The 24,974-nt window shown below is 66.2% G+C and carries 22 protein-coding genes and 2 tRNA genes; all 24 read left to right on the top strand.

What is annotated here, in order from left to right; genetic code table 11:
- The first annotated feature begins 14 nt into the window (after positions 1–14).
- The 24 genes from accD to infB all read left to right on the top strand — a co-directional run bounded on the left by accD (position 15) and on the right by infB (position 24,970).
- Complete coding sequence (gene accD, locus INQ41_RS08515; protein ID WP_193983613.1) at positions 15–905, top strand: acetyl-CoA carboxylase, carboxyltransferase subunit beta; 891 nt, start codon at positions 15–17, stop codon at positions 903–905.
- On the top strand, positions 905–2,263 hold the full coding sequence (gene glmM / locus INQ41_RS08510) for a phosphoglucosamine mutase (protein ID WP_193983611.1): 1,359 nt from the start codon (positions 905–907) through the stop codon (positions 2,261–2,263). Before accD ends, glmM begins: the two co-directional genes overlap by 1 nt.
- Positions 2,264–2,316: 53 nt before the next feature.
- Positions 2,317–3,264: an isopenicillin N synthase family dioxygenase gene (locus INQ41_RS08505; protein ID WP_193983608.1), complete on the top strand. Its 948-nt coding sequence runs from the start codon at positions 2,317–2,319 to the stop codon at positions 3,262–3,264.
- A 62-nt stretch (positions 3,265–3,326) separates the two neighbouring features.
- Positions 3,327–4,076, top strand: coding sequence for a triose-phosphate isomerase (gene tpiA / locus INQ41_RS08500; protein WP_193983606.1), 750 nt, complete (start codon positions 3,327–3,329; stop codon positions 4,074–4,076).
- 44 nt (positions 4,077–4,120) lie between these two features.
- Positions 4,121–4,549 (top strand): preprotein translocase subunit SecG, encoded by a 429-nt coding sequence (gene secG / locus INQ41_RS08495; protein ID WP_193983604.1) that lies wholly within the window; start codon positions 4,121–4,123, stop codon positions 4,547–4,549.
- A 126-nt stretch (positions 4,550–4,675) separates the two neighbouring features.
- Positions 4,676–4,760: transfer RNA gene (locus tag INQ41_RS08490), tRNA-Leu, on the top strand.
- A gap of 102 nt (positions 4,761–4,862) precedes the next feature.
- Positions 4,863–5,219, top strand: a complete 357-nt coding sequence (locus INQ41_RS08485) for an NADH-quinone oxidoreductase subunit A (RefSeq protein WP_193983602.1) — start codon at positions 4,863–4,865, stop codon at positions 5,217–5,219.
- Positions 5,210–5,788 (top strand): NuoB/complex I 20 kDa subunit family protein, encoded by a 579-nt coding sequence (locus tag INQ41_RS08480; RefSeq protein WP_193983599.1) that lies wholly within the window; start codon positions 5,210–5,212, stop codon positions 5,786–5,788. Before INQ41_RS08485 ends, INQ41_RS08480 begins: the two co-directional genes overlap by 10 nt.
- Positions 5,781–6,509, top strand: coding sequence for an NADH-quinone oxidoreductase subunit C (locus tag INQ41_RS08475; protein WP_193983597.1), 729 nt, complete (start codon positions 5,781–5,783; stop codon positions 6,507–6,509). The genes INQ41_RS08480 and INQ41_RS08475 overlap by 8 nt, the downstream gene beginning before the upstream one ends.
- 17 nt (positions 6,510–6,526) lie before the next feature.
- Positions 6,527–7,831 (top strand): NADH-quinone oxidoreductase subunit D, encoded by a 1,305-nt coding sequence (locus INQ41_RS08470; protein ID WP_193987296.1) that lies wholly within the window; start codon positions 6,527–6,529, stop codon positions 7,829–7,831.
- Between the two features lie 27 nt (positions 7,832–7,858).
- Complete coding sequence (gene nuoE / locus INQ41_RS08465; RefSeq protein ID WP_193983595.1) at positions 7,859–8,386, top strand: NADH-quinone oxidoreductase subunit NuoE; 528 nt, start codon at positions 7,859–7,861, stop codon at positions 8,384–8,386.
- Between the two features lie 8 nt (positions 8,387–8,394).
- Positions 8,395–9,753: an NADH-quinone oxidoreductase subunit NuoF gene (gene nuoF / locus INQ41_RS08460; protein ID WP_193983593.1), complete on the top strand. Its 1,359-nt coding sequence runs from the start codon at positions 8,395–8,397 to the stop codon at positions 9,751–9,753.
- Positions 9,750–12,002 (top strand): NADH-quinone oxidoreductase subunit NuoG, encoded by a 2,253-nt coding sequence (gene nuoG / locus INQ41_RS08455; RefSeq protein WP_193983591.1) that lies wholly within the window; start codon positions 9,750–9,752, stop codon positions 12,000–12,002. Before nuoF ends, nuoG begins: the two co-directional genes overlap by 4 nt.
- Positions 11,999–13,063 (top strand): NADH-quinone oxidoreductase subunit NuoH, encoded by a 1,065-nt coding sequence (gene nuoH, locus INQ41_RS08450; protein WP_407074227.1) that lies wholly within the window; start codon positions 11,999–12,001, stop codon positions 13,061–13,063. The genes nuoG and nuoH overlap by 4 nt, the downstream gene beginning before the upstream one ends.
- 9 nt (positions 13,064–13,072) lie before the next feature.
- On the top strand, positions 13,073–13,561 hold the full coding sequence (gene nuoI / locus INQ41_RS08445) for an NADH-quinone oxidoreductase subunit NuoI (RefSeq protein WP_193983589.1): 489 nt from the start codon (positions 13,073–13,075) through the stop codon (positions 13,559–13,561).
- Between the two features lie 9 nt (positions 13,562–13,570).
- Entirely contained in the window at positions 13,571–14,227 is a 657-nt protein-coding gene (locus INQ41_RS08440) for an NADH-quinone oxidoreductase subunit J (protein WP_193983587.1), read from the top strand.
- 5 nt (positions 14,228–14,232) lie between these two features.
- Complete coding sequence (gene nuoK, locus INQ41_RS08435) at positions 14,233–14,550, top strand: NADH-quinone oxidoreductase subunit NuoK (protein ID WP_193987294.1); 318 nt, start codon at positions 14,233–14,235, stop codon at positions 14,548–14,550.
- Positions 14,551–14,563: 13 nt separating this feature from the next.
- Positions 14,564–16,618 carry an NADH-quinone oxidoreductase subunit L gene (gene nuoL, locus INQ41_RS08430; protein WP_193983585.1) on the top strand — a complete coding sequence of 685 codons (2,055 nt, stop codon included), beginning with the start codon at positions 14,564–14,566 and terminating at the stop codon, positions 16,616–16,618.
- A 13-nt stretch (positions 16,619–16,631) separates the two neighbouring features.
- Positions 16,632–18,158, top strand: coding sequence for an NADH-quinone oxidoreductase subunit M (locus INQ41_RS08425; protein ID WP_193983583.1), 1,527 nt, complete (start codon positions 16,632–16,634; stop codon positions 18,156–18,158).
- 64 nt (positions 18,159–18,222) lie between these two features.
- Complete coding sequence (nuoN, locus tag INQ41_RS08420; protein WP_193983581.1) at positions 18,223–19,665, top strand: NADH-quinone oxidoreductase subunit NuoN; 1,443 nt, start codon at positions 18,223–18,225, stop codon at positions 19,663–19,665.
- 235 nt (positions 19,666–19,900) lie between these two features.
- Positions 19,901–19,977 (top strand) — tRNA-Met (locus INQ41_RS08415).
- Positions 19,978–20,196: 219 nt separating this feature from the next.
- The gene (locus INQ41_RS08410) at positions 20,197–20,811 is read left to right on the top strand and encodes a ribosome maturation factor RimP (RefSeq protein WP_193983579.1); all 615 of its coding nucleotides are present in this window, start codon (positions 20,197–20,199) and stop codon (positions 20,809–20,811) included.
- A gap of 4 nt (positions 20,812–20,815) precedes the next feature.
- Positions 20,816–22,306 (top strand): transcription termination factor NusA, encoded by a 1,491-nt coding sequence (gene nusA, locus INQ41_RS08405; protein ID WP_193983577.1) that lies wholly within the window; start codon positions 20,816–20,818, stop codon positions 22,304–22,306.
- Positions 22,307–22,402: 96 nt separating this feature from the next.
- Positions 22,403–24,970 (top strand): translation initiation factor IF-2, encoded by a 2,568-nt coding sequence (gene infB / locus INQ41_RS08400; protein ID WP_193983575.1) that lies wholly within the window; start codon positions 22,403–22,405, stop codon positions 24,968–24,970.
- Positions 24,971–24,974: the final 4 nt, after the last annotated feature.

Genomic DNA, 24,974 nt, shown 5'->3' with positions numbered 1-24,974 from the left:
GGAATCCGCAACGCATGTCCTGGCTCAAGAAACTCATGCCTTCCGGCATCCGGACCGAGACGCCCGTCGCCAAGCGCCGCAGCGTGCCCGAAGGGCTCTGGGAAAAGTGCGATCGCTGCGGCGCGGTGCTCTACCGTCCCGAGCTCGAGGAAAACCTCGAGGTCTGCCCCAAGTGCAGCCACCACCGCGCCATCCGCGCGCGGGCCCGCCTTACCGCCTTGTTGGACGATGGCAGCACGACGGAAATCGGCGCCGAGCTCGGCCCCACCGACGTCCTCAAGTTCCGCGACCAGAAGCGCTACTCGGACCGCATCAAGGCCGCGCAGAAAGCCACCGGCGAGCGTGACGCGCTGATCGCAATGAAGGGCGAGCTGAAGCAGCGCCCGCTGGTGGCGTGCGCGTTCGACTTCGCGTTCATGGGCGGATCGATGGGCTCGGTGGTCGGCGAGCGGTTTGCCCTGGCCGCCGAATCGGCGCTGGAGGCAGGCTGCCCAATGGTGTGCTTCACCGCCACCGGCGGCGCGCGCATGCAGGAAAGCCTGTTCTCACTGATGCAGATGGCTAAGACCTCCGCCGCGCTGGGCCGCCTGCGCGCCGCGGGCCTGCCCTACATCGCGGTGCTGACCCATCCGACCACCGGCGGCGTATCCGCGTCGCTGGCGATGCTGGGCGACATCAACATCGCCGAGCCTGAGGCGCTGATCGGCTTCGCCGGCCCGCGCGTGATCGAGCAGACCGTGCGCGAGACCTTGCCGGAAGGTTTCCAGCGCAGCGAGTTCCTGTTGGAGCACGGCGCCATCGACCAGATCTGCGATCGCCGCGAGATGCGTGACCGGCTGGCGGACCTGCTCGCCATGATGATGCGCCAGCCGCAGCCAGCGGACGACGCCGGGGAGAACGGGTAATGGGACGTCGTTATTTCGGCACCGACGGCATCCGCGGGCGGGTAGGCGAGGGCGCCATTTCCGCGGACTTCCTGCTGCGCCTGGGCAACGCCTACGGCCACGCGCTCAAGCGCTCGGTCGAGTCCGGGCGGGCCTGGCGCAAGCCCGTCGTGATCATCGGCAAGGACACCCGTATCTCCAACTACATGTTCGAGGCGGCGCTGGAAGCCGGCCTGGTCGCGGCCGGCGTGGACGTGCAGCTGATGGGTCCGATGCCGACCCCGGCGGTCGCCCACCTGACCCGGTCCATGCGCGCCGACGGCGGCATCGTGATCTCCGCCTCGCACAATCCGCACTACGACAACGGCATCAAGTTCTTCTCCGCCGAAGGCGAGAAGCTCGACGACGCCACCGAGCTCGCGATCGAGGCCGCGCTGGACGAGCGCTTCAGCACCGTGCCGTCCGCCGAGCTGGGCAAGACCGCACGCACCCGCGACGCGATCGGCCGCTATGTCGAGGCTTGCAAGACCTCGGTACCCAAGGGCTTTGACCTGGGCGGCATGCACATCGTGCTGGACTGCGCGCACGGCGCGACCTATCAGCTCGGCCCGCTGGTGCTGCGCGAGCTGGGCGCCAAACTGGACACGATCGGGGTGGATCCTAACGGGCTCAACATCAACGACGGCGTGGGCACGACCCATCCGGAGGCATTGGCAGAGCGCGTGCTCAGCACCGGCGCCGACCTGGGCATCGCCTTTGACGGCGACGGCGACCGGGTGATGTTCGTCGACGCCGACGGGACCGTGCACGACGGCGACGACCTGATCTACGTGCTCGCCAACGACTGGCGCGCGAGCGGTCGGCTGCAGGGCCCGGTGGTCGGCACGCTGATGACCAACTACGGCCTGGAGCGCGCCTTCGAGCAAAGTGGAATCGACTTCCTGCGCGCCAAGGTCGGCGACCGCCACGTGCACCAGAAGCTGGTCGAGCATGGCGGCGTGCTGGGCGGCGAGGCGTCCGGCCATCTGCTGTGCGTGGACCGCACCAGCACCGGCGACGGCATCGTCAGCGCGCTGCAGGTGCTGGAAGTGCTGCGCTGCCGCGGCATCAGCCTGAAGCAGGCGCTGGCCGGCCTGGACCGGGTGCCGCAGAAAACCGTGAACGTGCGCTGCACCGACGGCGTCAAGCCCGCCGAAATGCCCTCCGTGCAGGCCGCCCTGGCCGAAGCCCAGCAGGCCGTCCACGGACGCGGCCGCGCGTTCCTGCGCGCGTCCGGCACCGAGCCGGTGGTCCGCGTCACGGTAGAGGCCGATGACGATGCCCTCATGCAGTCGACCCTGGACCGCCTGGCCGGCGCGGTGCACGAGGCGGCCCAATAGGCCGCAGCCGGCCACGACCGGATCCCGCTACTTTCGATGAGGTTGCAGACGCCATGAGCACGACCCGTATCCCGATCTTCGACATCAGCCGCTTCGACGATCCCGTCCAGCGCGACGCGTTCGTGGCCGAACTGGGCGCCGCCTATCGGCAGTGGGGTTTCGCCGGTGTGCGCGGCCACGGCATCGGGCAGGCGCAGGTCGACCGCAGCTACGACGTCTTCCAGCGCCTGTTCGCGTTGCCCGAGGACGTCAAGCGGAAGTACCACGTCGCCGGCGGCGGTGGCGCCCGCGGGTACACCCCCTTCGGTATCGAGACCGCCAAGGGCGCGCAGCACTTCGATCTGAAGGAGTTCTGGCACGTCGGCCGCGAGATCCCGCGCGACTCGCGCTACGCCGACTCCATGCCCCCCAACGTATGGCCCGAGGAACTGCCGGAGTTCCGCGAGGTCGCCTACGGCCTGTACCAGTCGCTGGACCGACTCGGCGCCAAGGTGCTCAGCGCGCTGGCCCTGCACATCGGCCTGGACGAGCACTGGTTCGACGACAAGATCGACAGCGGCAACTCGATCCTGCGTCCCTTGCACTATCCGCCCATCACCAGCCTTGAAGTGCCCAACGAGCGCGCCGGCGCGCACGAGGACATCAACCTGATCACCCTGCTGGTCGGCGCCAGCGCGGAGGGCCTGGAGGTGCTTTCGCGCGCGGGCGAGTGGGTGCCTTTCACCGCCGACGCCGACACCATCGTGGTCAATATCGGCGACATGCTGCAGCGGCTGACCAACCACGTCTATCCGTCCACAACCCACCGCGTGGTCAATCCGAAGGGCGAGAAGGCGCGCCAGCCGCGCTACTCCACGCCGTTCTTCCTGCATCCCAACCCCGACTTCCTGATCGACGTGCTGCCCGGCACGGTGACCGCCGACAACCCGAGCCGGTACCCCGAGCCGATCACCGCGCAGGGATACCTGGAAGAGCGGCTGCGCGAGATCAAGCTCAAGTAGTCGTCCAGACCCCTCCCGGGCGCCGTGCGGTAGAATCCCGGCTTTCACACGCGGGGATAGGCATGGCACGTCGCAGGATTGTCGCTGGTAACTGGAAGTTGCACGGGGATCGCCGATTCTCCGCCGAGCTGCTGGATGCGGTCGCCGCCGAAGCTGCCCCCGGCGTCCAGCGCATCATCATCCCGCCGGCGGTGTACCTGGCCGAGTTGATCGCCCGTTTCGCCGACAAGGGTCTGGAGTTTGGTGCCCAGGACGTCAGCGAGCATGCGAGCGGCGCCTACACCGGCGAGATCTCCGCGCAGATGCTCGCCGATGTTGGCGCTGGCTACTGCCTGGTCGGCCATTCCGAGCGCCGCCAGTACCATCACGAGAGCAGCGAACTGGTTGCCGCCAAGTTCCGCGCCGCCAAGGCGGCAGGCATCGTTCCCATCCTGTGCGTGGGCGAAAGCCTGCAGGAGCGCGAGGACGGCCAGACCGAGGCGCGCCTGCAGGAGCAACTGGCGCCATTGCTGGTCGACGGCGCCAAGGCGCTGGACGGGGCCATCGTCGCCTACGAGCCGGTATGGGCGATCGGTACCGGCAAGACCGCCAGCCCCGAGCAGGTGCAGTCGGTGCACGCATTCATCCGTAGCGGAGTCGCTTCGCAGGATGATAGAATCGCTGGCTCGCTTCCGATCCTGTACGGCGGCAGCGTAAAGGCCGACAATGCCGCCGCCCTGTTCTCACAAGCGGATGTCGACGGCGGCCTGGTAGGCGGCGCGTCCCTGGTGGCCGCCGACTTCAACGCCATCGCAGCCGCGCTGGCATCCTGACCTGTTCCGGGCCTGGCCCGGGCAACTGACCAAAGAGTCTTCCGATGCTGTTGTTCCTCAACGTCATCTATGTGCTGATCGCCGCGTCCATGATCGTGCTGATCCTGATGCAGCGCGGTTCCGGCGCGCAAGCCGGCGCGGGCTTTGGCGGCGGCGCCTCCGCGACGGTGTTCGGCGCGCGCGGCGCGTCGAGCTTTCTGTCAAAGGCCACCAAGTGGCTTGCGATCTCCTTCTTCGTGATCGCCATGTTCATGGCCTGGCAGGCGACCCATCTGGCCGTTGGTCCGACGACTGCCGGTCAGGGTCTGGGTGTGATGTCGCAGGTGCCGGTCGATCCGGCGTCCAGCGCGCCGGCCGTCCCCGAAGCGGCTCCGGCGCAGCCCACCGCTCCGGCGGTGGCGCCGGATGTCCCGGCGGCCCCGGCAGCGCCCGAGGCGACGGATTCGGCACCGTCCGATCCGGTCAAAAACTAGGTCGGTCGCGATAAGATAGTCAGTCACATCCGGCAGGGATGCGCGGGTGTCCGGTCGTCATGACCGGAAGCCGGGTCCACCGCACGCGGTTGGATCCGGAGCAGGAGGCGTAGCGCTGGAGGATGTGCCCAGGTGGCGGAATTGGTAGACGCACTACCTTGAGGTGGTAGCGGCTTAGGTCGTGGGGGTTCGAGTCCCCCCTTGGGCACCACTCCACAGTTTTACCGACAACGGCATCGGCCGCTGCCCACGGCAGCGATGGTGCCGCCGAGCCAAGGCCACGCGAGAGCGTGGTGTAGCCGAGAGAACAGAAGTGCTGGGCGAATATCTGCCGACCTTGTTGTTTCTTATCGTCGCCAGCGGCATTGGCGTCGCCCTTCTGGTGGTGGGACACCTGCTGGGGCCCAAGCGCCCGAGCCTGGCAAAACTGTCCCCGTACGAATGCGGCTTCGAGGCTTTCGAAGACGCGCGCATGCAGTTCGACGTGCGCTATTACCTCGTGGCCATCCAGTTCATCATCTTTGATCTGGAAATCATCTTCCTCGTCCCCTGGGCCACGGTATTCCGCGACCTGGGTGTGGTCGGTCTGGTCGAGATGGGAATTTTCGTGAGCATGCTGCTGCTCGGCTTCATCTACGTGTGGAAGAAGGGAGCGCTGGAATGGGAGTGAGTGAGACCATCTCGGGCCTGATGCACAACCCGGTGCCGGAAGGGCGCCTGGACGACATCCTGCTTCCCGGCGATGACAACCCGCTGCTGCAGCAGGGCTTTGTGACCACCAGCCTGGACGCGCTGTGGAACTGGGCGCGCACCGGTTCGATGTGGCCGGTCTCGTTCGGCCTGGCCTGTTGCGCGGTGGAAATGATGCATGCCGGCGCGGCACGGCTCGACCTTGACCGCTACGGCGTCATTTTCCGCCCCTCGCCGCGCCAGTCCGACGTGATGATCGTGGCCGGAACGCTGGTCAACAAGATGGCGCCCGCGCTGCGCAAGATCTACGACCAGATGCCCGAGCCCAAATGGGTCATCTCGATGGGCAGCTGCGCCAATGGCGGCGGCTATTACCACTACTCGTATTCGGTGGTGCGGGGCTGCGACCGCATCGTGCCGGTCGACATCTACGTGCCCGGCTGCCCGCCCACGGCCGAGGCGCTGGTGTACGGCATCCTACAGCTGCAGAAGAAGATCCGCCGCGGCACCAACTTTGGCGACAACAAGACCGGTGTCCGCGATGAGTGAGTCGATCACCGCGTACGCCGATCGCCTGCGCGCGCGCTTCACCGACTGCACGGTCACCGTCGCCGAGCCGCGCGGCGAGGTCGGCATCGAGGTCGAGCCCGCGCAGTGGCTCGCCACCGCACGCGCCCTGCGCGACGAGTTCGGCTACGAGCAGTTGACCGACGTCAGCGGCGTCGACTACCTGACCTGGGGCAGCGACGAATGGAACACCGAGCCGTCCTCGGAGGGCTTCTCGCGTGGCGTGGAAGGCGCCGGTCCGGGCCGCTTCGCCTGGGGCCAGCTGCCCAGTGGCGTCGCCGATGCGCCCAAGCGCCGCTTCGCCGCGGCGGCCCACCTGTTGTCGTTCCAGCACAACCAGCGCCTGCGCGTGCGCACCTTCGCCCCTGATGACGAGATGCCGATCGTGGACTCGCTCACCTCCGTGTGGGCCGGCGCCAACTGGTTCGAGCGCGAGGCGTTCGACCTGTTCGGCATCGTGTTCGAGGGCCACCCGGACCTGCGTCGCATCCTCACCGACTACGGTTTCATCGGCCACCCGTTCCGCAAGGATTTCCCGTTGATCGGCAACGTCGAAGTGCGATACGACGCCGAGCGCAAGCGCGTGATCTACGAGCCGGTCTCCATCGAGCCGCGCGTGCTGGTCCCGCGCGTGATCCGCGATGACTCGCGTTACCTGACCGCCGCCGATGAAACGGCCACGCGTCTGGGGTTGAAGCCATGAGCACGCCTGCCACCACCATGCCGTTGATCAACGAGACCACCGACAATCCGCACGGCGGCGTCACCGGCTCGGCGGAGATCCGCAACTACACCATGAACTTCGGTCCGCAGCATCCGGCCGCCCATGGCGTGCTGCGCCTGATCATGGAGATGGACGGCGAGGTCGTGCAGCGCGTCGACCCGCATGTCGGTCTGTTGCACCGCGGCACCGAGAAGCTCGCCGAATCCAAGCCGTTCAACCAGTCCATCGGTTACATGGACCGCCTCGATTACGTCTCGATGATGTGCAACGAGCACGCCTACGTGCGCGCCATCGAGAACCTGATGGGGCTGGAGGTGCCGGAGCGTGCGCAGTACATCCGCACCATGTTCGACGAGATCACCCGGCTGCTGAACCACCTGATGTGGCTGGGCTCCAACGCCCTCGATCTGGGCGCGATGGCGGTGATGCTGTATGCGTTCCGCGAGCGCGAAGAGCTGATGGACGTCTACGAGGCGGTGTCGGGCGCGCGCATGCACGCGACCTACTACCGTCCCGGCGGCGTCTACCGCGACCTGCCCGACGTCATGCCGCGTTACAAGGAGTCGCCGTGGCGAAAGGGCGGCAAGCTCAAGCGCTTCAACGCCTGGCGCGAAGGCTCGATGCTGGACTACCTGGACTCCTTCTGCGACGACTTCCCGCACCGCGTCGACGAATACGAGACCCTGCTCACCGACAACCGGATATGGAAGCAGCGCACCGTCGGCATCGGCGTGGTCAGCCCGGAACTGGCCAAGGCCTGGGGCATGTCGGGCGTGATGCTGCGCGGTTCGGGCATCGAATGGGACCTGCGCAAGAAGCAGCCCTACGCCAAGTACGCGGAGTTGGATTTCGATATCCCGCTGGGCACCGAAGGCGACTGCTATGACCGCTACCTGGTCCGCGTCGCCGAGATGCGCCAGTCCACGCGGATCATCAAGCAGTGCGTCGCCTGGCTGCGGGTCAATCCCGGCCCGGTGATGGTCGACAACTACAAGGTCCGGCCACCGGCGCGCGAGGAGATGAAGGAGTCGATGGAAGCGTTGATTCATCACTTCAAGTTCTTCACCGAAAGCTACTGCGTGCCTGCCGGCGAGACCTACTGCGCGGTCGAGGCGCCCAAGGGCGAGTTCGGTTGCTACCTGGTGTCGGACGGCGCGAACAAGCCGTTCCGGGTCAAGCTGCGCGCGCCGGGCTTTGCCCACCTGTCCTCGATGGACGCCGTGATCCGCGGGCACATGCTGGCCGACGCGGTGGCGATGATCGGTACCTATGACCTCGTGTTTGGCGAGGTGGATCGCTGAGAAGGCGATCGCTGAGGATCTGAACGAATGAAAGCGACTGGAAATTTCGAGGCGTGCCGCAACGTCGACCCGATGGTCGTGCTGTCCGATGCGACGCGCGCGTTCATTGACCACTGGGTGGCCAAGTTCCCGGCCGACCGCAAGCGCTCGGCGGTGATCCAGGGGCTGTTTGCGACCCAGGAGCAGAACGGCGGCTGGCTGAGCGACGAGCTGATCGCCGCCGTGGCCCGCTACCTGGGCCTGCCGCCGGTGCTGGCCTACGAGGTGGCGACCTTCTACTCGATGTTCGTGCTCGAGCCGGTGGGCCGCAACAACGTCGCCTTTTGCACCAACATCAGCTGCTGGCTCAACGGCGCCGAAGAACTGGTCGCCCATGCGGAGAAGACGCTGGGCTGCAAGCTGGGCGAGTCCAGCCCCGATGGCCGGGTGTTCCTCAAGCGCGAGGAGGAGTGTGTCGCCGCCTGCTGCGGTGCCCCGGTGATGCTGGTCAACGGTCATTACCACGAGAAGCTCGACGCCGCTGCCGTCGACGCGATCTTCGCTGGTCTGGAGTGAGGCAGAACATGTCCCACCACGATTATTCCAAGAGCACCGGCCCGGTGGGCCCGGCTCCCCAGGAGCACAACGTGGTCTACACCACGTTGCACTTCGACACGCCCTGGTCCTACGACAACTATGTCGAGATCGGTGGCTATGAAGCCTGGCGCAGGATCCTGGCCGAGAAGATCCCGCGCGCGGACATCATCGAGATGGTCAAGCAGTCGGGCCTGCGCGGTCGCGGCGGCGCGGGCTTCCCGACCGGCCTGAAGTGGAGCTTCATGCCCAAGGACGACGGGGTGCAGAAGTACATCCTCTGCAACTCCGACGAGTCCGAGCCGGGTACGTGCAAGGACCGCGACATCCTGCGCTACAACCCGCACGCGGTGCTCGAGGGCATCCTGATCGCGTGCTACGCGACGGGCTCCACGGTGGCCTACAACTACATGCGCGGCGAGTTCCACCACGAGCCTTTCGAGCGCATCGAGCAGGCGCTCAAGGACGCCTACGCCAACGGCCTGGTCGGCAGGAACGTTCTCGGCTCAGGCATCGACGTCGACATCTACAACGCGCTGGGCGCGGGCGCCTACATCTGCGGTGAGGAAACCGCGCTGATGGAGTCGCTGGAAGGCAAGAAGGGCCAGCCGCGCTACAAGCCGCCGTTCCCGGCCAACTTCGGCCTGTTCGGCAAGCCGACCACGATCAACAACACCGAGACCTATGCCTCGGTGCCGGCGATCATCCGCAACGGCGCGGAGTGGTTCCTGAACCTGGGCAAGCCCAACAATGGCGGCGCGAAGGCGTTCTCGGTGTCGGGCCATGTCAACAAGCCCGGCAACTACGAGGTCCGCCTGGGAACGCCGTTCGCCGAGCTGCTGGAAATCGCCGGCGGCATGCGCAACGGCAACAGGATCAAGGGTGTGATCCCCGGCGGTTCCTCCATGCCGGTGTTGCCGGGCGAGACCATGATGGGCCTGACCATGGATTACGACGCGCTGCAGAAGGCCGGCTCCGGCCTGGGCTCCGGCGCGGTGATCGTGATGGACGAGACCACCTGCATGGTCCGCGCCTGCCAGCGCATCTCCCGTTTTTACTACCAGGAAAGCTGTGGCCAGTGCACCCCGTGCCGTGAAGGTACCGGCTGGATGTACCGGATGATCAGCCGCGTGGTCGACATGCGGGCGACCGTCGAGGACCTGCACGTGCTGCGCGAATCGGCCGGCCAGATCGAAGGCCACACCATCTGCGCGTTCGGTGAGGCCGCGGCGTGGCCGGTGCAGGGCTTCCTGCGCCATTACTGGAACGAATTCGAGTACGCAATCTTGAACAAGCGTTTCCTGGTCGATGACCAGCGCGACGGCCGGGTAGTGGGGGCAGCGGCATGAGCACGACTCCGGACAAGCCGACCGAAGACGCGCCCGTCGTGCCCGAAGGCTACGTGTCGATCGAAATCGACGGCGTGGCCACCTTTGCGCCCAAGGGCTCGATGATCATCCAGGCCGCCGACAAGATCGGTATCCCGATCCCACGTTTTTGCTACCACGACAAGCTGTCGATCGCCGCCAACTGCCGGATGTGCCTGGTCGACGTCGACAAGATGGGCAAGCCGGCACCGGCCTGCGCCACGCCGGTCATGGACAACATGAAGGTCCACACGCGCAGCGAAAAGGCGCTCAAGTCGCAGCGCAACGTGATGGAATTCCTGCTGATCAACCATCCGCTGGACTGCCCAGTCTGCGACCAGGGCGGCGAGTGCGAGTTGCAGGACCTGTCGCTGGGTTACGGGCGCTCGGTGAGCCGCTTCAACGAGCGCAAGCGGGTGGTGGCCGACGAGGACATCGGGCCGCTGGTCGCCACCGAGATGACCCGCTGCATCCACTGCACCCGCTGCGTCCGCTTTACCGCGGAGATTGCCGGCACCTACGAGCTGGGCGGCATGTACCGCGGCGAGGACCTGCAGATCGGCACCTACGACGGCAAGCCGCTGACCACCGAGCTGTCAGGCAACGTGATCGATGTCTGCCCGGTGGGCGCGCTGACCAACAAGCCGTTCCAGTTCCGCGCCCGCGCGTGGGAAATGGTCGCCCGCGAGTCGCTGGGCTACCACGACGCGCTGGGCAGCAACCTGTTCCTGCACGTGCGCCGGGGCGAGGTCATGCGCACCGTGCCGCGCGACAACGAGATGGTCAACGAATGCTGGCTGTCCGATCGCGACCGCTATTCGCACCAGGGCCTGTACGCCGCCGATCGGGCGATTGCGCCGATGCTCAAGGAAGGCGGCCAGTGGCGCGAGGCGACCTGGGAGGAGGCTCTTGCCGAGGCCATCCGCGTGCTTCGCGACAATGCCGGTGACAACCTCGGCGTGCTGGTCCATCCCGCCACCTCGAATGAAGAGGGCGCGCTGCTGGCGCGCCTGGCGGATGCGCTGGGCACCGGCAACCTCGACCACCGCCTCAGCCAGGCCGACCTGTCGGATGCGGCCGTGGCGCAGGTCTTCGCCGCCCGCGTTGCCGACATCGGGCAAGCGGACGCGATCGTGATCGTCGGTTGCAACCTGCGCCACGAGCTGCCGCTGGTGAATGCGCGCGTGCGCAAGGCATGGCAGAACGGTGCGAAGGTCCATGTCGTCAATCCGGTCGATTTCGAGCAGACCTTTGACCTGACCAGCAAGCACATCGTCGCACCGTCGCAAATGGCTGCCGCCCTGGCGGACGCCGGCTTGCGCGAGGCCCTCAACGGCACAGAGAACGCGCTTGTGTTTGTGGGCGCGCTGGCCGAGAACGGTCCGCATGCCGCCGCCATCCGCGCCGCGGTCGGCGACTTCGCCGCCGCAACCGGCGCGAGCGTGTGCCGCATCCCGCAGGGGGCCAATGCGGTCGGCCTGTCCGATCATGGCGTGCTCCCGACCTCGCGCGACGCGATGGGCATGCTCGCCGAGGCGCGCGCCGCGTACGTCCTGTACGGCGTCGAGCCCGGCCTCGATTTTGCCGATACCGCGACCGCGATGAAGGCACTCTCCGGTGCGCAGGTCGTGGCGTTCAGCCATTTCGCCTGCGAATCCACGCTGGCGGTGGCGGACGTCATCCTGCCGATCGGCTTGCTGCCGGAGATCGACGCGACCCTGACCAATCTGGAAGGGCGCGAGCAGATTACCGTGGCCGGCGGCAAGCTGCCGGGCCAGGCGCAGCCGGGCTGGCGGGTGCTGCGGGCACTGGCGGGCGATCTGGCGCTGGCGGACTTCGACTTCATCGATCTGGCCGGTTTGCGCGCCAGCTTGGTCAAGCGTGATGTCACGCCGGTCGCGGGCAAGTCGCCTGCGCCGGGTAGCGACGGGCTGGAGCTGGCAGTGGGAACGGCCATCTACCGCTGCGACGCGGTCGTGCGTCGCGCCGCCGCGCTGCAGGCCCATCCACTGAATGTCGGCCCGCATGTGCGCCTGCACCCCGAGGACGCTCGCGAGCTCGGCCTCCAGGATGGCGCGACCGGCAGCTTCGGTAGCGCAGCGGGTACCGCGTCGCTGCCCGTGCTGGTCACCGACATGGTGGCGCGCGGCACGGCGTGGATCGAGAGCGGCCACGGCGCCACCGCGCCGCTGGGTTCGGATCGGGTCACGGTCGGGAGGGCGTCGGCATGATGAACAGCGTTATCGACCCGTTCCACGGCTGGCTCGTCTCGTTCGGCGCCGTGGGGACGATTGCGTGGCTGGTGCTGATGATCGTGGCGATCTGCGTGCCGCTGATCCTCGCGGTCGCGTTTTACGTGCTCTGGGAGCGCAAGCTGATCGGCTGGATGCACGTGCGCGTTGGGCCGAAATATGTCGGTTTCGGCGGCTTCCTGCAGACCTTTGCCGACGTCTTCAAGCTGCTGTTCAAGGAGATGCTGCAGCCGTCCGCCGCATCGCCGTTCCTGTACCGGCTCGCGCCGATGCTGGCGCTGGTACCGGCGCTGGCGACCTGGGCGGTCATCCCCTTCGATGCCAAGGTGGTGTTGTCCAACGCCAACGCCGGTCTGCTCTACATCCTGGCGATGACCTCGCTGGGCGTATACGGCGTGATCCTGGCCGGTTGGGCGACCAACTCCAAGTACGCCCTGCTGGGCGCGATGCGCGGTGCAGCGCAGATGGTCGCCTACGAGATCGCGATGGGCTTCTCCCTGGTGGGCGTGATGCTCGCTGCCGGCAGCCTGAACCTGACCGAGATCGTGATGGCGCAGTCCGGCAACGCCGGCCTGTTCGAGTGGTTCTGGCTGCCGCTGCTGCCGCTGTTCGTGATCTATTTCGTGTCCGGTGTCGCCGAGACCAACCGCCTGCCCTTCGACATGGTCGAGGGCGAGTCGGAGATCACCGGTGGCCATCTGGTCGAGTACTCCGGCGCCGGGTTCGCACTGTTCTTCCTGGCCGAATACGCCAACATGATCCTGATCAGCTTCCTGGTCTCGATCTTCTTCCTTGGCGGCTGGCTCAGCCCGTTGCAGGGCCTGGGCATCCCACTGCTGTCGGTAGACGGCTGGTGGTGGCTGATGGCCAAGGTGTTCTTCTTCGCCAGTTGCTTCATCTGGTTCCGCGCCTCTTTCCCCCGCTACCGCTATGACCAGATCATGCGGTTGGGCTGGAAGGTTTTCGTTCCGCTGGCGATCGCCTGGATCGCGGTGGTGGCGGTCATGGCGTATTTCGGCGTGTTCGAGCCGGGGCAATAGGGTAGAGGCATGAATCGCATCGTTTCCTTTTTCAAAAGCCTGCTGCTCATCGAGCTGGTGCGTGGCATGGGCCTGACGCTGAAATACGCGTTCAAGCCCAAGTACACGCTGATGTATCCGATGGAGAAGACGCCGCAGTCGGTGCGCTTCCGCGGTATCCACGCGCTGCGCCGCTACCCCAACGGCGAAGAGCGCTGCATCGCGTGCAAACTGTGCGAGGCGGTGTGCCCAGCGCTGGCGATCACGATCGACTCGGAGCGCCGCGAGGATGGCACCCGCCGCACCACGCGCTACGACATCGACCTGTTCAAGTGCATCTATTGCGGCTTCTGCGAGGAGTCGTGCCCGGTGGACTCGATCGTCGAGACCCACATCCACGAGTACCACTTCGACCAGCGCGGACAGAACATCGTCACCAAGCCGCAGCTGCTGGCAATTGGCGACCGGCTCGAGGCCGAGATTGCCGAACGTCGCGCCTCCGACGCGCCCTACCGCTGAGTGCACCCCATGGATTTCGTCTTCATCGCGTTCATCACTTTTTCCATCGCCGCCGTCGCGGCGGCGGTCGCCGTCATCAGCGTGCGCAACCCGGTGCACTCGGCGCTGTCGCTGGTGCTCACCTTCTTCTCGGTCGCCTGTGTGTGGATCGTGGGGGGCGCGGAGTTCCTTGGCGTGGCCCTGGTCGTCATCTACGTCGGTGCGGTGATGGTGCTGTTCCTGTTCGTGGTCATGATGCTGGACATCGATATCGTCGGCATGCGCGAGGGCTACGTGCGCTACCTGCCGGTCGGTCTGGTGGTGGCGGTGGTGATGCTGGTCGAGATGCTGATGCTGATCGGCGCGCGCGCCAAGATGGCCGAGCCGTTCCCGGCCGACCCCGCCCTGGCCGCCGGCGTGGGCAATACCGAGTGGGTCGCGACCGAGCTGTTCACGCGGTTCCTGCTGCCGTTTGAAACCGCGGCGGTGATCCTGACCGTGGCGGTGATCGCGGCGGTGACCCTGACCCTGCGGCCGATCCGCGAGGGCGGCAAGAAGCAGAACCCCAGCCACCAGGTCAAGGTGCGCGTCGCCGACCGCCTGCGCGTCGTGCAGATGGGTTCGTCCACGCCCGCCAACCTGCATGACCCTGTGGCACCCGACGTCAATCCGGAGGAGGGCGCGTAATGGAAATGGTCGCTTCCAGCCTGGCCCTGGGCCACTACCTCGCATTGGGTGCGGTGCTGTTCTGCATCTCCGTTGCGGGCATCTTCCTCAACCGCAAGAACGTCATCGTCCTGATCATGTCGATCGAGCTGATGCTGCTCGCGGTCAATATCAATTTCGTGGGTTTCTCGCGTCAGTTCGGCGACCCTTCCGGCCAGGTATTCGTGTTCTTCATCCTGACCGTGGCTGCGGCTGAAGCCGCCATTGGCCTGGCGATCCTCGTCACGCTGTTCCGTAACAGGCGCACGATCAACGTCGCCGAAATCGATTTGATGAAGGGCTGATCCGATGTCGGGTATGGAATTCGTCGTTTCCAAGTCGGCGCTGCTGGCCATCGTCCTCGCGCCGCTGGTGGGCACGATCATCGCCGGGTTCTTTGGCCGCCGGATCGGCCGCGCCGGGGCGCACAGCGTCACCATCCTGGGCGTGGCGATCAGCTGCGCGCTGTCGGGCTGGGTGCTGTGGCAGCTGGTGGGGCAGGGTGCTGCACCGTTCAACGAGAACCTCTACACCTGGTTCAAGGTCGGCGGCTTCGAGGCCCACATCGGCTTCATGGTCGACAAGCTCACCGCGATGATGATGGTGGTGGTGACCTTCGTCTCGCTGCTGGTGCACATCTACAGCATCGGCTACATGGCCGGCGACGACGGCTACCAGCGCTTCTTCAGCTACATCAGCCTGTTCACCTTCTCCATGCTGGCGCTGGTGATGAGCAACAACTTCCTGCAGCTGTTCTTCGGCTGGGAAGCGGTGGGTCTCGTCTCGTACCTGCTGATCGGGTTCTGGTTCAAGCGTCCGACCGCGGTGTTCGCCAACTTCAAGGCGTTCATGGTCAACCGGGTAGGTGATTTCGGCTTCATCCTGGGCATCGCCGCGGTGGCCTGGCACTTTGGATCGCTGGACTACGCGACCGTGTTCGCTAATTCGACCAGCCTGGTCGGCCAGACGATGTCGGTGATCGACGGGCACGAGTGGTCGATCGCGACGGTGATCGGCATCTGCCTGTTCATCGGCGCGATGGGCAAGTCCGCGCAGGTGCCGCTGCACGTGTGGTTGCCCGATTCCATGGAAGGCCCGACGCCGATCTCCGCGTTGATCCATGCCGCGACGATGGTCACCGCCGGCATCTTCATGGTGGCGCGGATGTCGCCGTTGTTCGAGCTGTCGGATACCGCGCTGCAGTTCATCCTCTTCATCGGTGCGACCACCGCGTTCTTCACCGGCCTGATCGGCATCGTGCAGAACGACATCAAGCGGGTGATCGCGTATTCCACGCTGTCCCAGCTGGGCTACATGACCGTCGCGCTGGGCGTGTCGGCGTACAGCGCGGGCGTCTTCCACCTGATGACCCACGCCTTCTTCAAGGCGCTGCTGTTCCTGGGCGCCGGCTCGGTGATCATCGGCATGCACCACGAGCAGGACATGCGCCGCATGGGCGGCCTGCGCAGGTACATGCCGGTCACCTACTGGACGATGCTGATCGGTACGCTGGCGCTGGTCGGCACGCCGTTCCTCAGCGGTTTCTATTCCAAGGACACCATCATCGAGGCGGCGCACCACGCCAGCGCCGGTGGCAGCTGGGTCCACCAGTACGCGTACTGGGCGGTGCTGCTGGGCGCGTTCGTGACCGCGTTCTACAGCTTCCGCCTGCTGTACCTGACCTTCCATGGCAAGGAGCGCTTCCGCGACGCGCCGGCCGCCGGCCACGCTGACGCCCTCCCGCACGCGCACCACGACGTCCACGAGCCACACGAGTCGCCGCTGTCGGTGACCGTGCCGCTGGTCCTGCTGGCGATCCCCTCGGTGCTGATCGGCTTCTTCACTGCCGGCCCGATGCTGTTCGGCACCAACTGGAGCGGCAACATCGAACAGGCGCCGTTCTTCCTCGGCTCCATCGATGTCAGCGCCGCGCGTGACGTGGTTGCCGCGCTCGCGGCCGAGGTCTGGCATGGCCCGGTCCAGTTCGCGCTGCATGGCCTGACCGCGCCGACGTTCTGGCTCGCCCTGGGCGGGTTCGCACTGGCCACGGTGATGTACGTCTGGAAGCCGGACCTGCCTGCCAAGGCCCGCGCAACACTGGCCGTGCCGGTCCGCATCCTCGAGGAGAAGTACGGTTTCGACACCCTGTGGATCAAGGGCCTGGCCGGTGGCAGCCTCAAGGTCGGCCAGGCATCCAGCGTGGTGGACAGCAAGTTGATCGACGGCCTGTTCGTCAACGGCAGCGTCCGGGTGGTCGAGCTGGTTGCCAACCTGAGCCGCCGGATCCAGTCCGGCTACCTGTACCACTACGCCTTTGTGATGATTGTTGGCCTGATCGTGATGCTGGCCGCGCTCATCCGTAACCTGATCTGACAAGGACCGCGACGTGACCCCCGAGCCCTTCCAGAGCGCGCTTCCTTTGCTGAGCCTGCTTGTTTGGCTGCCGATCATCGGCGGCCTGATCACCCTCGCCCTCGGCAACGAGCGTGCGGTCCCCGCCCGCTGGTTTGCCACCGGCGTGGCCGCCGTCACCTTCGTGCTCAGCCTGCTGCTGTTCACCGGATTCGACTACAGCACCGCGGCGATGCAGTTCGTCGAGAACAAGCCGTGGATTCCGGCCTTCGACATCCGCTACCACTTCGGCGTGGACGGGTTCTCGGTGCCGCTGATCGGCCTGACTGCGCTGACCTCGGTGCTGGTGCTGATCGGCGCGTGGGGCGTGGACAAGCGCGTCAGCCAGTACTACGCCTCCTTCCTGATCCTGGAAGGGCTGATGATCGGCATCTTCTGTGCGCTCGACTCGATGCTGTTCTACGTGTTCTTCGAGTGCATGCTGATTCCGATGTTCATCATCATCGGCGTCTGGGGCGGTCCGCGTCGGGTCTACGCCGCGCTGAAGTTCTTCATCTACACCTTCCTCGGGTCGGTGTTCATGCTGGTGGCGCTGATCTACCTGTACATGAAGGGCGGCAGCTGGCAGATCGCCGACATGGTGCAGCTGTCGCTGTCGGCCACCGAGCAGACGTGGATATTCTTCGGCTTCCTGCTGGGCTTCGCGATCAAGATCCCGATGTTCCCGGTGCACACCTGGTTGCCGGACGCGCACGTCGAGGCGCCGACCGCCGGCTCGGTGATCCTGGCCGCGATCATGCTGAAGATCGGTGGCTACGGGTTCCTGCGTTTCGCGCTGCCGATCGTGCCTGACGCCGGTGCCGAGTGGGCGTGGCTGCTGATCGCGCTGAGCCTGATCGCGGTGGTCTACGTGGGTCTGGTGGCGCTGGCGCAGTCGGACATGAAGCGGCTGATTGCCTACTCCTCGGTCGCGCATATGGGTTTTGTGACCCTGGGCACCTTCATCGCCTTCAGCCTGGTGCGCGACTTCGGCAACGTCGATGCGGCACGTCTCGGCCTGCAGGGTGCGATGGTGCAGATGGTCAGCCACGGCTTCATTTCCGCGGCGCTGTTCACCAGCATCGGCGTGCTCTATGACCGCCTGCACACGCGCCGGATCAGCGATTACGGCGGCGTGGCGAACCTGATGCCGGCGTTCGCCGTGTTCTACGTGTTGTTCGCGATGGCCAACTCCGGTCTGCCGGGCACGTCCGGCTTCGTCGGCGAGTTCATGGTCATCGTCGCCAGCTTCCAGAAGCACCCGCTGATCGCCCTGGTGGCGGCGCTGACCCTGATCATCAGCGCCGGTTACAGCCTGTGGCTGGTCAAGCGCGTGCTGTGGGGTCCGGTCGCCAATGACAAGGTCGCTGCGATGAAGGACCTCAACGGCCGCGAGATGTTCGTGCTGGGCGTGTTTGCCGTCTTTACCCTGGCGCTGGGCGTATGGCCCAAGCCGCTGACCGACATGATGGAACCCACCATCGCCAATCTGGCGATGCAGATCGCCGCATCCAAGTTCTAAGCAGGTTGCAACCCGTCCAGTCGGCCAATCGCGCGACCTGCGCCTGACCAATCAGAGATAGCCAATGATCCACGTACGTTCCGCCGCCGAATTGCTGCCGTTGTTGCCAGAGCTGGTCCTGGTCGGCGGCGCCTTCGCGCTGCTGATGCTCGACCTGTTCCTGGACGAGACCCGCCGCGCCGTCACCCATGTGCTGTCGATGGTCCTGTTGCTGGGCGTGGCGGCGATGATCGCCGCGGGCGCGGGAGGGCACGGAGTCGTCTTCGACGGCATGTTCGTGCGCGACACGCTGGCGGACGTGCTGAAGATCGGCATCGCGCTGGCGTCGGCCTTGTCGATGGTCTACCTGTGGCCGTTCATGCGCGAGCGGGGCATCTACAAGGGCGAGATGTCCGTGCTGATGCTGTTCGCGACCCTGGGCATGATGCTGCTGGTATCGGCCGGCAACCTGGTGATGATCTACATCGGCCTGGAGATGCTCGCGCTGTGCTCGTACGCGCTGGTGGCCATCGATCGCGACAATTCCATGGCGTCCGAGGCCGGCATCAAGTACTTCGTGCTGGGCTCGCTCGCATCCGGCTTGCTGCTCTACGGCCTGTCGCTGATCTACGGCGCGACCGGCGCCCTGGACATCCAAGCGGTCGCACTGGCTGCGCAGGACACCGAATCGCCGACGCTGCTGGCCACGGGGCTGGTGTTCGTGGTCGCCGGCATCGCCTTCAAGTTCGGCGCCGCGCCTTTCCACATGTGGCTGCCCGACGTGTACCACGGCGCGCCCACGCCGATCACGCTGTTCATCGGCTCGGCGCCCAAGCTGGCGGCGTTCGGCCTGACCTACCGCCTGCTGGAGCAGGGGATGGGGCCGCTGGATGACCATTGGCGGCTCATGCTGGGCGTGTTGGTGGTGCTGTCGCTGGCGATCGGCAACCTCGGCGCGCTCATGCAGGTCAACCTGAAGCGGATGCTGGCGTACTCGACCATTTCCCACGTCGGCTTCCTGCTGATCGGTTTCGCCGCCGCCACGCCCGGCGGTTACGCGGCGGCGATGTTCTACGCGATCAGCTACGCGCTCATGGCGGCGGCCGCCTTCGGCGCCATCGTGGTGATGTCACGCCGGGGCTTCGAGGCCGACGAGATCATCGACTACCGCGGCCTGAACTCGCGCAATCCGTGGATGGCCTTGATGATCCTGCTGGTGATGTTCTCGCTCGCCGGCGTGCCGCCCTTCATCGGCTTCTGGGCCAAGCTTGCGGTGCTGCAGGCCGCGGTGCAGGGCGACATGCTCTGGTTGGCGATCGTCGGTATCGTTTTCGCGGTGATCGGCGCGTTCTACTACCTGCGCGTGGTCAAGGTGATGTACTTCGATGAGCCGGTGGGCGCGGTGCATCCGCCGTCCAGCAACCGGCCGCTGCGGATCGTGTTCGGCGTGAACGCAATGATCCTGCTTGCCCTGGGCCTGGCCTGGAGCCCGGTGATGGAGTGGTGCCAGCGTTCCTTCGGCATCTGAGTCGGCGCGCCGGACGTCGCGCGCGACGTTCGATGCTCCGGGTGGCGACGCAAACCGATTGTTGTTCCCATTTGGGCGGCGAGCGGTTATGATGCTCGGCCCGAGAGGGTACGAAGTCCGGTAACAAGGGCTTCGGGCAACACCGGCGGACATCGTCCGTCGGGCAGGAAGTCCCCCAGAGGTCTTGCCGGGCTCTTGCGAAGTTTCAAGTCCGCCGATACAATGGGCGGCCTGATGCGGGGTGGAGCAGTCTGGCAGCTCGTCGGGCTCATAACCCGAAGGTCGCAGGTTCAAATCCTGCCCCCGCTACCAGCTTCAGATCAGGATCGCCCGAACAACGGCGTTCCGCGGGCCAGCCTCCATGGAGTCGTCCGTGATGATCGAAGCCTGGGCTTGGTGACACGCTCTGCTCGCGTGTCGCACCGACATCCAGGTGTTTGGACAAGGGGCCCATCGGGTCCTTTGTTGTTTTTGCTGGAATGGTTTGCAGATACCCACGTGCCACTCGCCACCGCAAGGAGTCAGCCACGCGTGACGGACAAAGCCGCCGAAATCAGCCGCCTTCTCGCCCCCACCGTGGCTTCGCTGGGAGTCGAGTTGCTTGGCATCGAGTACCTCCCTTCGCCGGGCGGTGCGGTCGTGCGGTTGTACATCGACGTGCCGGCCGACGAGGCTGCGCCCGCGCAGACCGGCAACGGTGACGAACTGCCGCGGTCGGTGTCGATCGAGGACTGCGAGGCGGTGAGTCGCGAGGTGTCCGCCCAGCTCGACGTAGAAGACCCGATCTCCGGCAATTACACCCTTGAGGTGTCCTCCCCCGGGCTCGATCGTCCGCTGTTCACGCAGGCGCAGTTCGCCCGCTTCATCGGCGAGACCGCCAAGGTCACCCTGCGCCTGCCGATGGATGGCCGGCGGCGGCTGACCGGCGTCATTACGCGGGTCGACGGGGAAGGCGTATCGTTCCTGGTGGACGGTGCCGACCTGCTTGTGGAGGCGGACAATATCGACAAGGCGCGCCTGGTCCCCGACTGGGCCGCGCTGGGGCTGGCGCCAAGCAAGCCCGGTGCCAAGCCGGGTGCTCGAAAGAATCCAACCGGAAAATCAACCAACAAGCCGACGGCGGACGAACCGCCCGCGGCGGAGTGACGAGATGAGCAAGGAACTGTTGCTGGTCGTGGACGCGGTCGCCCATGAGAAGGGCGTGCCGGAGTCGGTGATCCTCGATGCGATCGAGGCGGCGCTGGCCTCCGCGGCGAAGAAGCGCTACCTCGACGAAGACGTGCTGGTCCGGGTCAAGATCAATCCCGAGGACGGCAGCTACGAGACCTTCCGGCGCATGGAAGTGGTCGCCGATGACGTGGTCATGGAGTCTCCCGATCGCCAGATCCGCCTGATGGATGCCGTCGACGAGGTCGAGGGAGTCGAGGTCGGCGACTACATCGACGAGCAGATCGACAACCCGGAGTTCGGACGCATTGCCGCGCAGGCCGCCAAGCAGGTGATCGTGCAGCGCGTGCGCGAGGCCGAGCGCGCGCAGGTCATCGATGCCTGGAAGGACCGCGTCGGCGAGCTGGTGACCGGCATCGTCAAGCGTGTCGAGCGCGGCAACATTTACGTCGACCTGGGCGGCAACGCTGAGGCGATCATCACCAAGGACAAGGGCATTCCCCGTGACGTCCTGCGTGCCGGCGACCGCGTGCGCGGCTACCTTTACGACGTGCGCAGCGAGCCGCGTGGGCCGCAGCTGTTCATCAGCCGCGCCGCCCCCGAGTTCATGATGGAACTGTTCAAGCTCGAGGTGCCCGAGGTGGGCCAAGGCCTGGTCTCGATCATGGGCTGCGCGCGCGATCCGGGCGACCGCGCCAAGATCGCGGTGCTCGCACACGACAACCGGACGGATCCGATCGGTGCCTGCATCGGCATGCGTGGTTCGCGCGTGCAGGCGGTCACCAACGAGCTCAACGGCGAGCGCGTGGATATCGTGCTGTGGTCCGACAATCCGGCCCAGTTCGTGATCAACGCAATGGCGCCCGCCGAGGTCCAGTCGATCATCGTCGACGAGGACAAGCACTCGATGGACCTGGCAGTCGCCGAGGACCGCCTCGCCCAGGCGATCGGCAAGGGCGGGCAGAACGTGCGCCTCGCCAGCCGTCTGTCGGGCTGGCAGCTCAACGTGATGACCCAGGACCAGGTCACCGAGAAGTCGGAGGCCGAGCAGTCCGCTGCGCGCCAGCTGTTCCAGGAGAAGCTGGAGGTCGACGAGGAAATCGCGTCGATCCTCGTCGCCGAAGGTTTCAACACGATCGAGGAGATCGCCTACGTTCCCGTGGGCGAGCTGCTGGCCGTGGAGGGCTTCGACGAGGACATCGTCGAGGAGCTGCGCACCCGCGCCCGCGACGCGCTGCTCGACGACGCGCTGGCCGCGGAAGAGGCGGTGGAGGACGAGGGCGCGCCCTCGCAGGACCTGCTCACCCTCGAGGGCATGGACGAGGATCTCGCCCTGGCGCTGGCAGCGCGGGGCATCGTCACCCGGGATGACCTGGCCGACCTTGCCACCGACGAGCTCGCCGACGTGGAAGGTCTGGACGAGGCACGCGCCTCGGCCCTGATCATGGAAGCGCGCAAGCACTGGTTCGAGTAACGCGGCGGGGTTTTTGACCGGGTTCAGGTAACCCAGCCGCTACAATGCATCATCACGCACGGGCACTGGTCCCGTGCCACAGGACACGGAAACCGAATGTCGCAGCAAACCACCATCCGCAAGTTGGCCCAACTGGTGAATACGCCGGTCGAGAAGTTGCTGGAGCAGTTGGCCGAGGCCGGCATGCCCTTCAGTGGCCCGGACCAGGCCGTCACCAGCACCGAGAAGGTCAAATTGCTCGGGTTCCTGCGTCGCACCCATGGCAAGCCGGAAACCGCGGACGCCAAGGGCGAGGCCCCGAAAAAGATCACCCTCAACCGCAGTCGTCGGCAGGAACTGACCGTCGGCGGTGGCAAGAGCCGGTCGACGGTGGATGTCGTCGTGCGCAAGAAGGTCACCGTGGTCCGGCCCGATGCCGGCGTGGTGGATCCGACCGATGAGCGCGCCGAGATCCTGCGCAAGCTGGAGGAGTCCCGTCAGCGCAACCTGGCCGAGCAGAAGGCACTGGCCGAGGCGGACAAGCGCCGCGCTGAAGAGGCCGAGCAGGCCAAGCGCGACGCCGAAGACGCCGCGCGCCGTAAGATCGAGGAAGCCAAGGCTGCCGAGGCTGCGCCCGTCGTGGTTTCGCCTGACGAGGTGCCCGAGCCGGCGCCGACCCACGGCCACGGCCATCCCAAGCCACCCGCGCGCGGCGACGACCGTCCTGCCGCCCCGCGCAAGGGTCGCGGTGCAGCCGCCCCGGCGGGCCGCGACGAGGATCGCGGCGGCAAGCGCTTCGCCGGCCAGATGCACCTGAGTGCATCCGACCGCGCGCGCCGCTCGACCAATACCCGTGGCCGCGCCAAGCCGCGCCGCCAGAGCGACCAGAGCCGTACCGGTACGGGCTTCACCCGGCCCACGGCGCCGATCGTGCGTGACGTCGCCATTGGCGAGACCATCACGGTTGCCGATCTGGCCCAGAAGATGTCGCTGAAGGGCGGCGAAGTGGTCAAGGCGCTGTTCAAGATGGGCGTCATGGCGACAATCACCCAGAGCATCGACCACGACACCGCCGCGCTGGTGACCGAGGAACTCGGCCACAACGTGGTCCGCGCCGACGCCGCCGACGTGGAAAACGTCCTGCTGGCCCACGTCGAGAACCTCGACGCCGAGCAGAGCAGCCGTCCGCCGGTCGTGACCATCATGGGTCACGTCGACCACGGCAAGACCTCGTTGCTGGATTACATCCGCCGCACCAAGATCGCCACCGGCGAGGCGGGCGGCATCACCCAGCACATCGGCGCGTATCACGTCGAAACCGACAAGGGCATCATCAGCTTCCTGGATACCCCGGGCCACGCGGCGTTCTCCTCGATGCGCTCGCGCGGTGCCAAGCTGACCGACATCATCGTGCTCGTGGTTGCCGCCGACGATGGCGTGAAGCCGCAGACGGTGGAAGCGGTGCAGCATGCCAAGGCCGCCGGCGTTCCGCTGATCGTGGCGATCAACAAGATCGACAAGTCCGAAGCCGACCCGCTGCGGGTCAAGAACGAGTTGCTCGAGCACGAGGTTGTCGCCGAGGAGTTCGGTGGTGACACCCAGTTCGTCGAGCTCTCGGCCAAGACCGGCCAGAACATCGACGGCCTGCTGGACGCCATCACGCTGCAGGCCGAGTTCCTCGAGCTGTCGGCGGTTGCCGACGGCCGCGCCAGCGGCGTGGTGATCGAGTCCGCGCTCGACAAGGGCCGCGGTGCCGTGGCCACCGTGCTGGTGCAGCAGGGCGAGCTGAAGAAGGGCGATTACCTGGTCTGTGGCGTGCAGTACGGCCGCGTCCGTGCCCTGTTCAACGAGGCCGGCGAGCAGGTCGAGTCGGCTGGGCCGTCCATTCCGGTCCAGGTGCTGGGCCTGTCGGGTGTACCTGATGCCGGCGACGATTTCGTCGTCGTGGAGGACGAGCGCCTGGCCAAGGACGTCGCCGAGCAGCGCGACGCCCAGCGCCGCGAGTCGCGCCTGGTCGCCCAGAGCGGCAACCGGATGGAAGACATCATGGCGCAGATCGGGCAGGGCGATCAGCTCAGCCTGCCCTTGATCGTCAAGGCGGACGTGCAGGGCTCGGTGCAGGCACTGCGCGAGGCCCTGACCGCGCTGTCGACCGACGATATCCGCATCAACGTCATCGGTTCCGGCGTGGGTGGCATCAACGAGTCCGACGCCCAGCTGGCGTCGACCTCCAAGGCCACCATCATCGGCTTCAACGTGCGTGCCGACGCATCGGCGCGCAAGGTCATCGAGACCAACGGCGTCGACCTGCGTTACTTCTCGATCATCTATGACGTGATCGACCAGGTGAAGCAGGTTGCGTCGGGCATCCTGGGCGTGGAGATCCGCGAGGAGATCATCGGCAACGCCGAGGTCCGCGACGTCTTCCGCAGCTCCAAGTTCGGCGCCGTGGCCGGCTGCATGGTCACCGAGGGCGTGGTCAAGCGCACCAAGCCGATCCGCGTGCTGCGCGACAGCGTGGTGATCTTCGAGGGCGAGCTGGAATCCCTGCGTCGCTTCAAGGACAACGTGGACGAAGTGCGCAGCGGCACGGAGTGCGGTATCGGCGTGAAGCAGTACAACGACGTGCAGCCGGGCGACGTCATCGAATGCTTCGAGCGCATCGAAGTCCAGCGCACGCTGTGATCGC

Source organism: Lysobacter ciconiae, from assembly GCF_015209725.1.
GTDB classification, from domain to species: domain Bacteria; phylum Pseudomonadota; class Gammaproteobacteria; order Xanthomonadales; family Xanthomonadaceae; genus Novilysobacter; species Novilysobacter ciconiae.
The sequence above is the reverse complement of the archived record's forward strand: the minus strand, read 5'-3'. Positions and strand labels throughout refer to the sequence as shown.

Bases quoted from the DNA above. Each gene is read 5' to 3' on its own strand.
- accD (WP_193983613.1), top strand. From the start codon at position 15: ATGTCCTGGCTCAAGAAACTCATGCCTTCCGGCATCCGGACCGAGACG.
- glmM (WP_193983611.1), top strand. From the start codon at position 905: ATGGGACGTCGTTATTTCGGCACCGACGGCATCCGCGGGCGGGTAGGC.
- INQ41_RS08505 (WP_193983608.1), top strand. From the start codon at position 2,317: ATGAGCACGACCCGTATCCCGATCTTCGACATCAGCCGCTTCGACGAT.
- tpiA (WP_193983606.1), top strand. From the start codon at position 3,327: ATGGCACGTCGCAGGATTGTCGCTGGTAACTGGAAGTTGCACGGGGAT.
- secG (WP_193983604.1), top strand. From the start codon at position 4,121: ATGCTGTTGTTCCTCAACGTCATCTATGTGCTGATCGCCGCGTCCATG.
- INQ41_RS08480 (WP_193983599.1), top strand. From the start codon at position 5,210: ATGGGAGTGAGTGAGACCATCTCGGGCCTGATGCACAACCCGGTGCCG.
- INQ41_RS08475 (WP_193983597.1), top strand. From the start codon at position 5,781: ATGAGTGAGTCGATCACCGCGTACGCCGATCGCCTGCGCGCGCGCTTC.
- INQ41_RS08470 (WP_193987296.1), top strand. From the start codon at position 6,527: ATGCCGTTGATCAACGAGACCACCGACAATCCGCACGGCGGCGTCACC.
- nuoE (WP_193983595.1), top strand. From the start codon at position 7,859: ATGAAAGCGACTGGAAATTTCGAGGCGTGCCGCAACGTCGACCCGATG.
- nuoF (WP_193983593.1), top strand. From the start codon at position 8,395: ATGTCCCACCACGATTATTCCAAGAGCACCGGCCCGGTGGGCCCGGCT.
- nuoG (WP_193983591.1), top strand. From the start codon at position 9,750: ATGAGCACGACTCCGGACAAGCCGACCGAAGACGCGCCCGTCGTGCCC.
- nuoH (WP_407074227.1), top strand. From the start codon at position 11,999: ATGATGAACAGCGTTATCGACCCGTTCCACGGCTGGCTCGTCTCGTTC.
- nuoI (WP_193983589.1), top strand. From the start codon at position 13,073: ATGAATCGCATCGTTTCCTTTTTCAAAAGCCTGCTGCTCATCGAGCTG.
- INQ41_RS08440 (WP_193983587.1), top strand. From the start codon at position 13,571: ATGGATTTCGTCTTCATCGCGTTCATCACTTTTTCCATCGCCGCCGTC.
- nuoK (WP_193987294.1), top strand. From the start codon at position 14,233: ATGGTCGCTTCCAGCCTGGCCCTGGGCCACTACCTCGCATTGGGTGCG.
- nuoL (WP_193983585.1), top strand. From the start codon at position 14,564: ATGGAATTCGTCGTTTCCAAGTCGGCGCTGCTGGCCATCGTCCTCGCG.
- nuoN (WP_193983581.1), top strand. From the start codon at position 18,223: ATGATCCACGTACGTTCCGCCGCCGAATTGCTGCCGTTGTTGCCAGAG.
- nusA (WP_193983577.1), top strand. From the start codon at position 20,816: ATGAGCAAGGAACTGTTGCTGGTCGTGGACGCGGTCGCCCATGAGAAG.
- infB (WP_193983575.1), top strand. From the start codon at position 22,403: ATGTCGCAGCAAACCACCATCCGCAAGTTGGCCCAACTGGTGAATACG.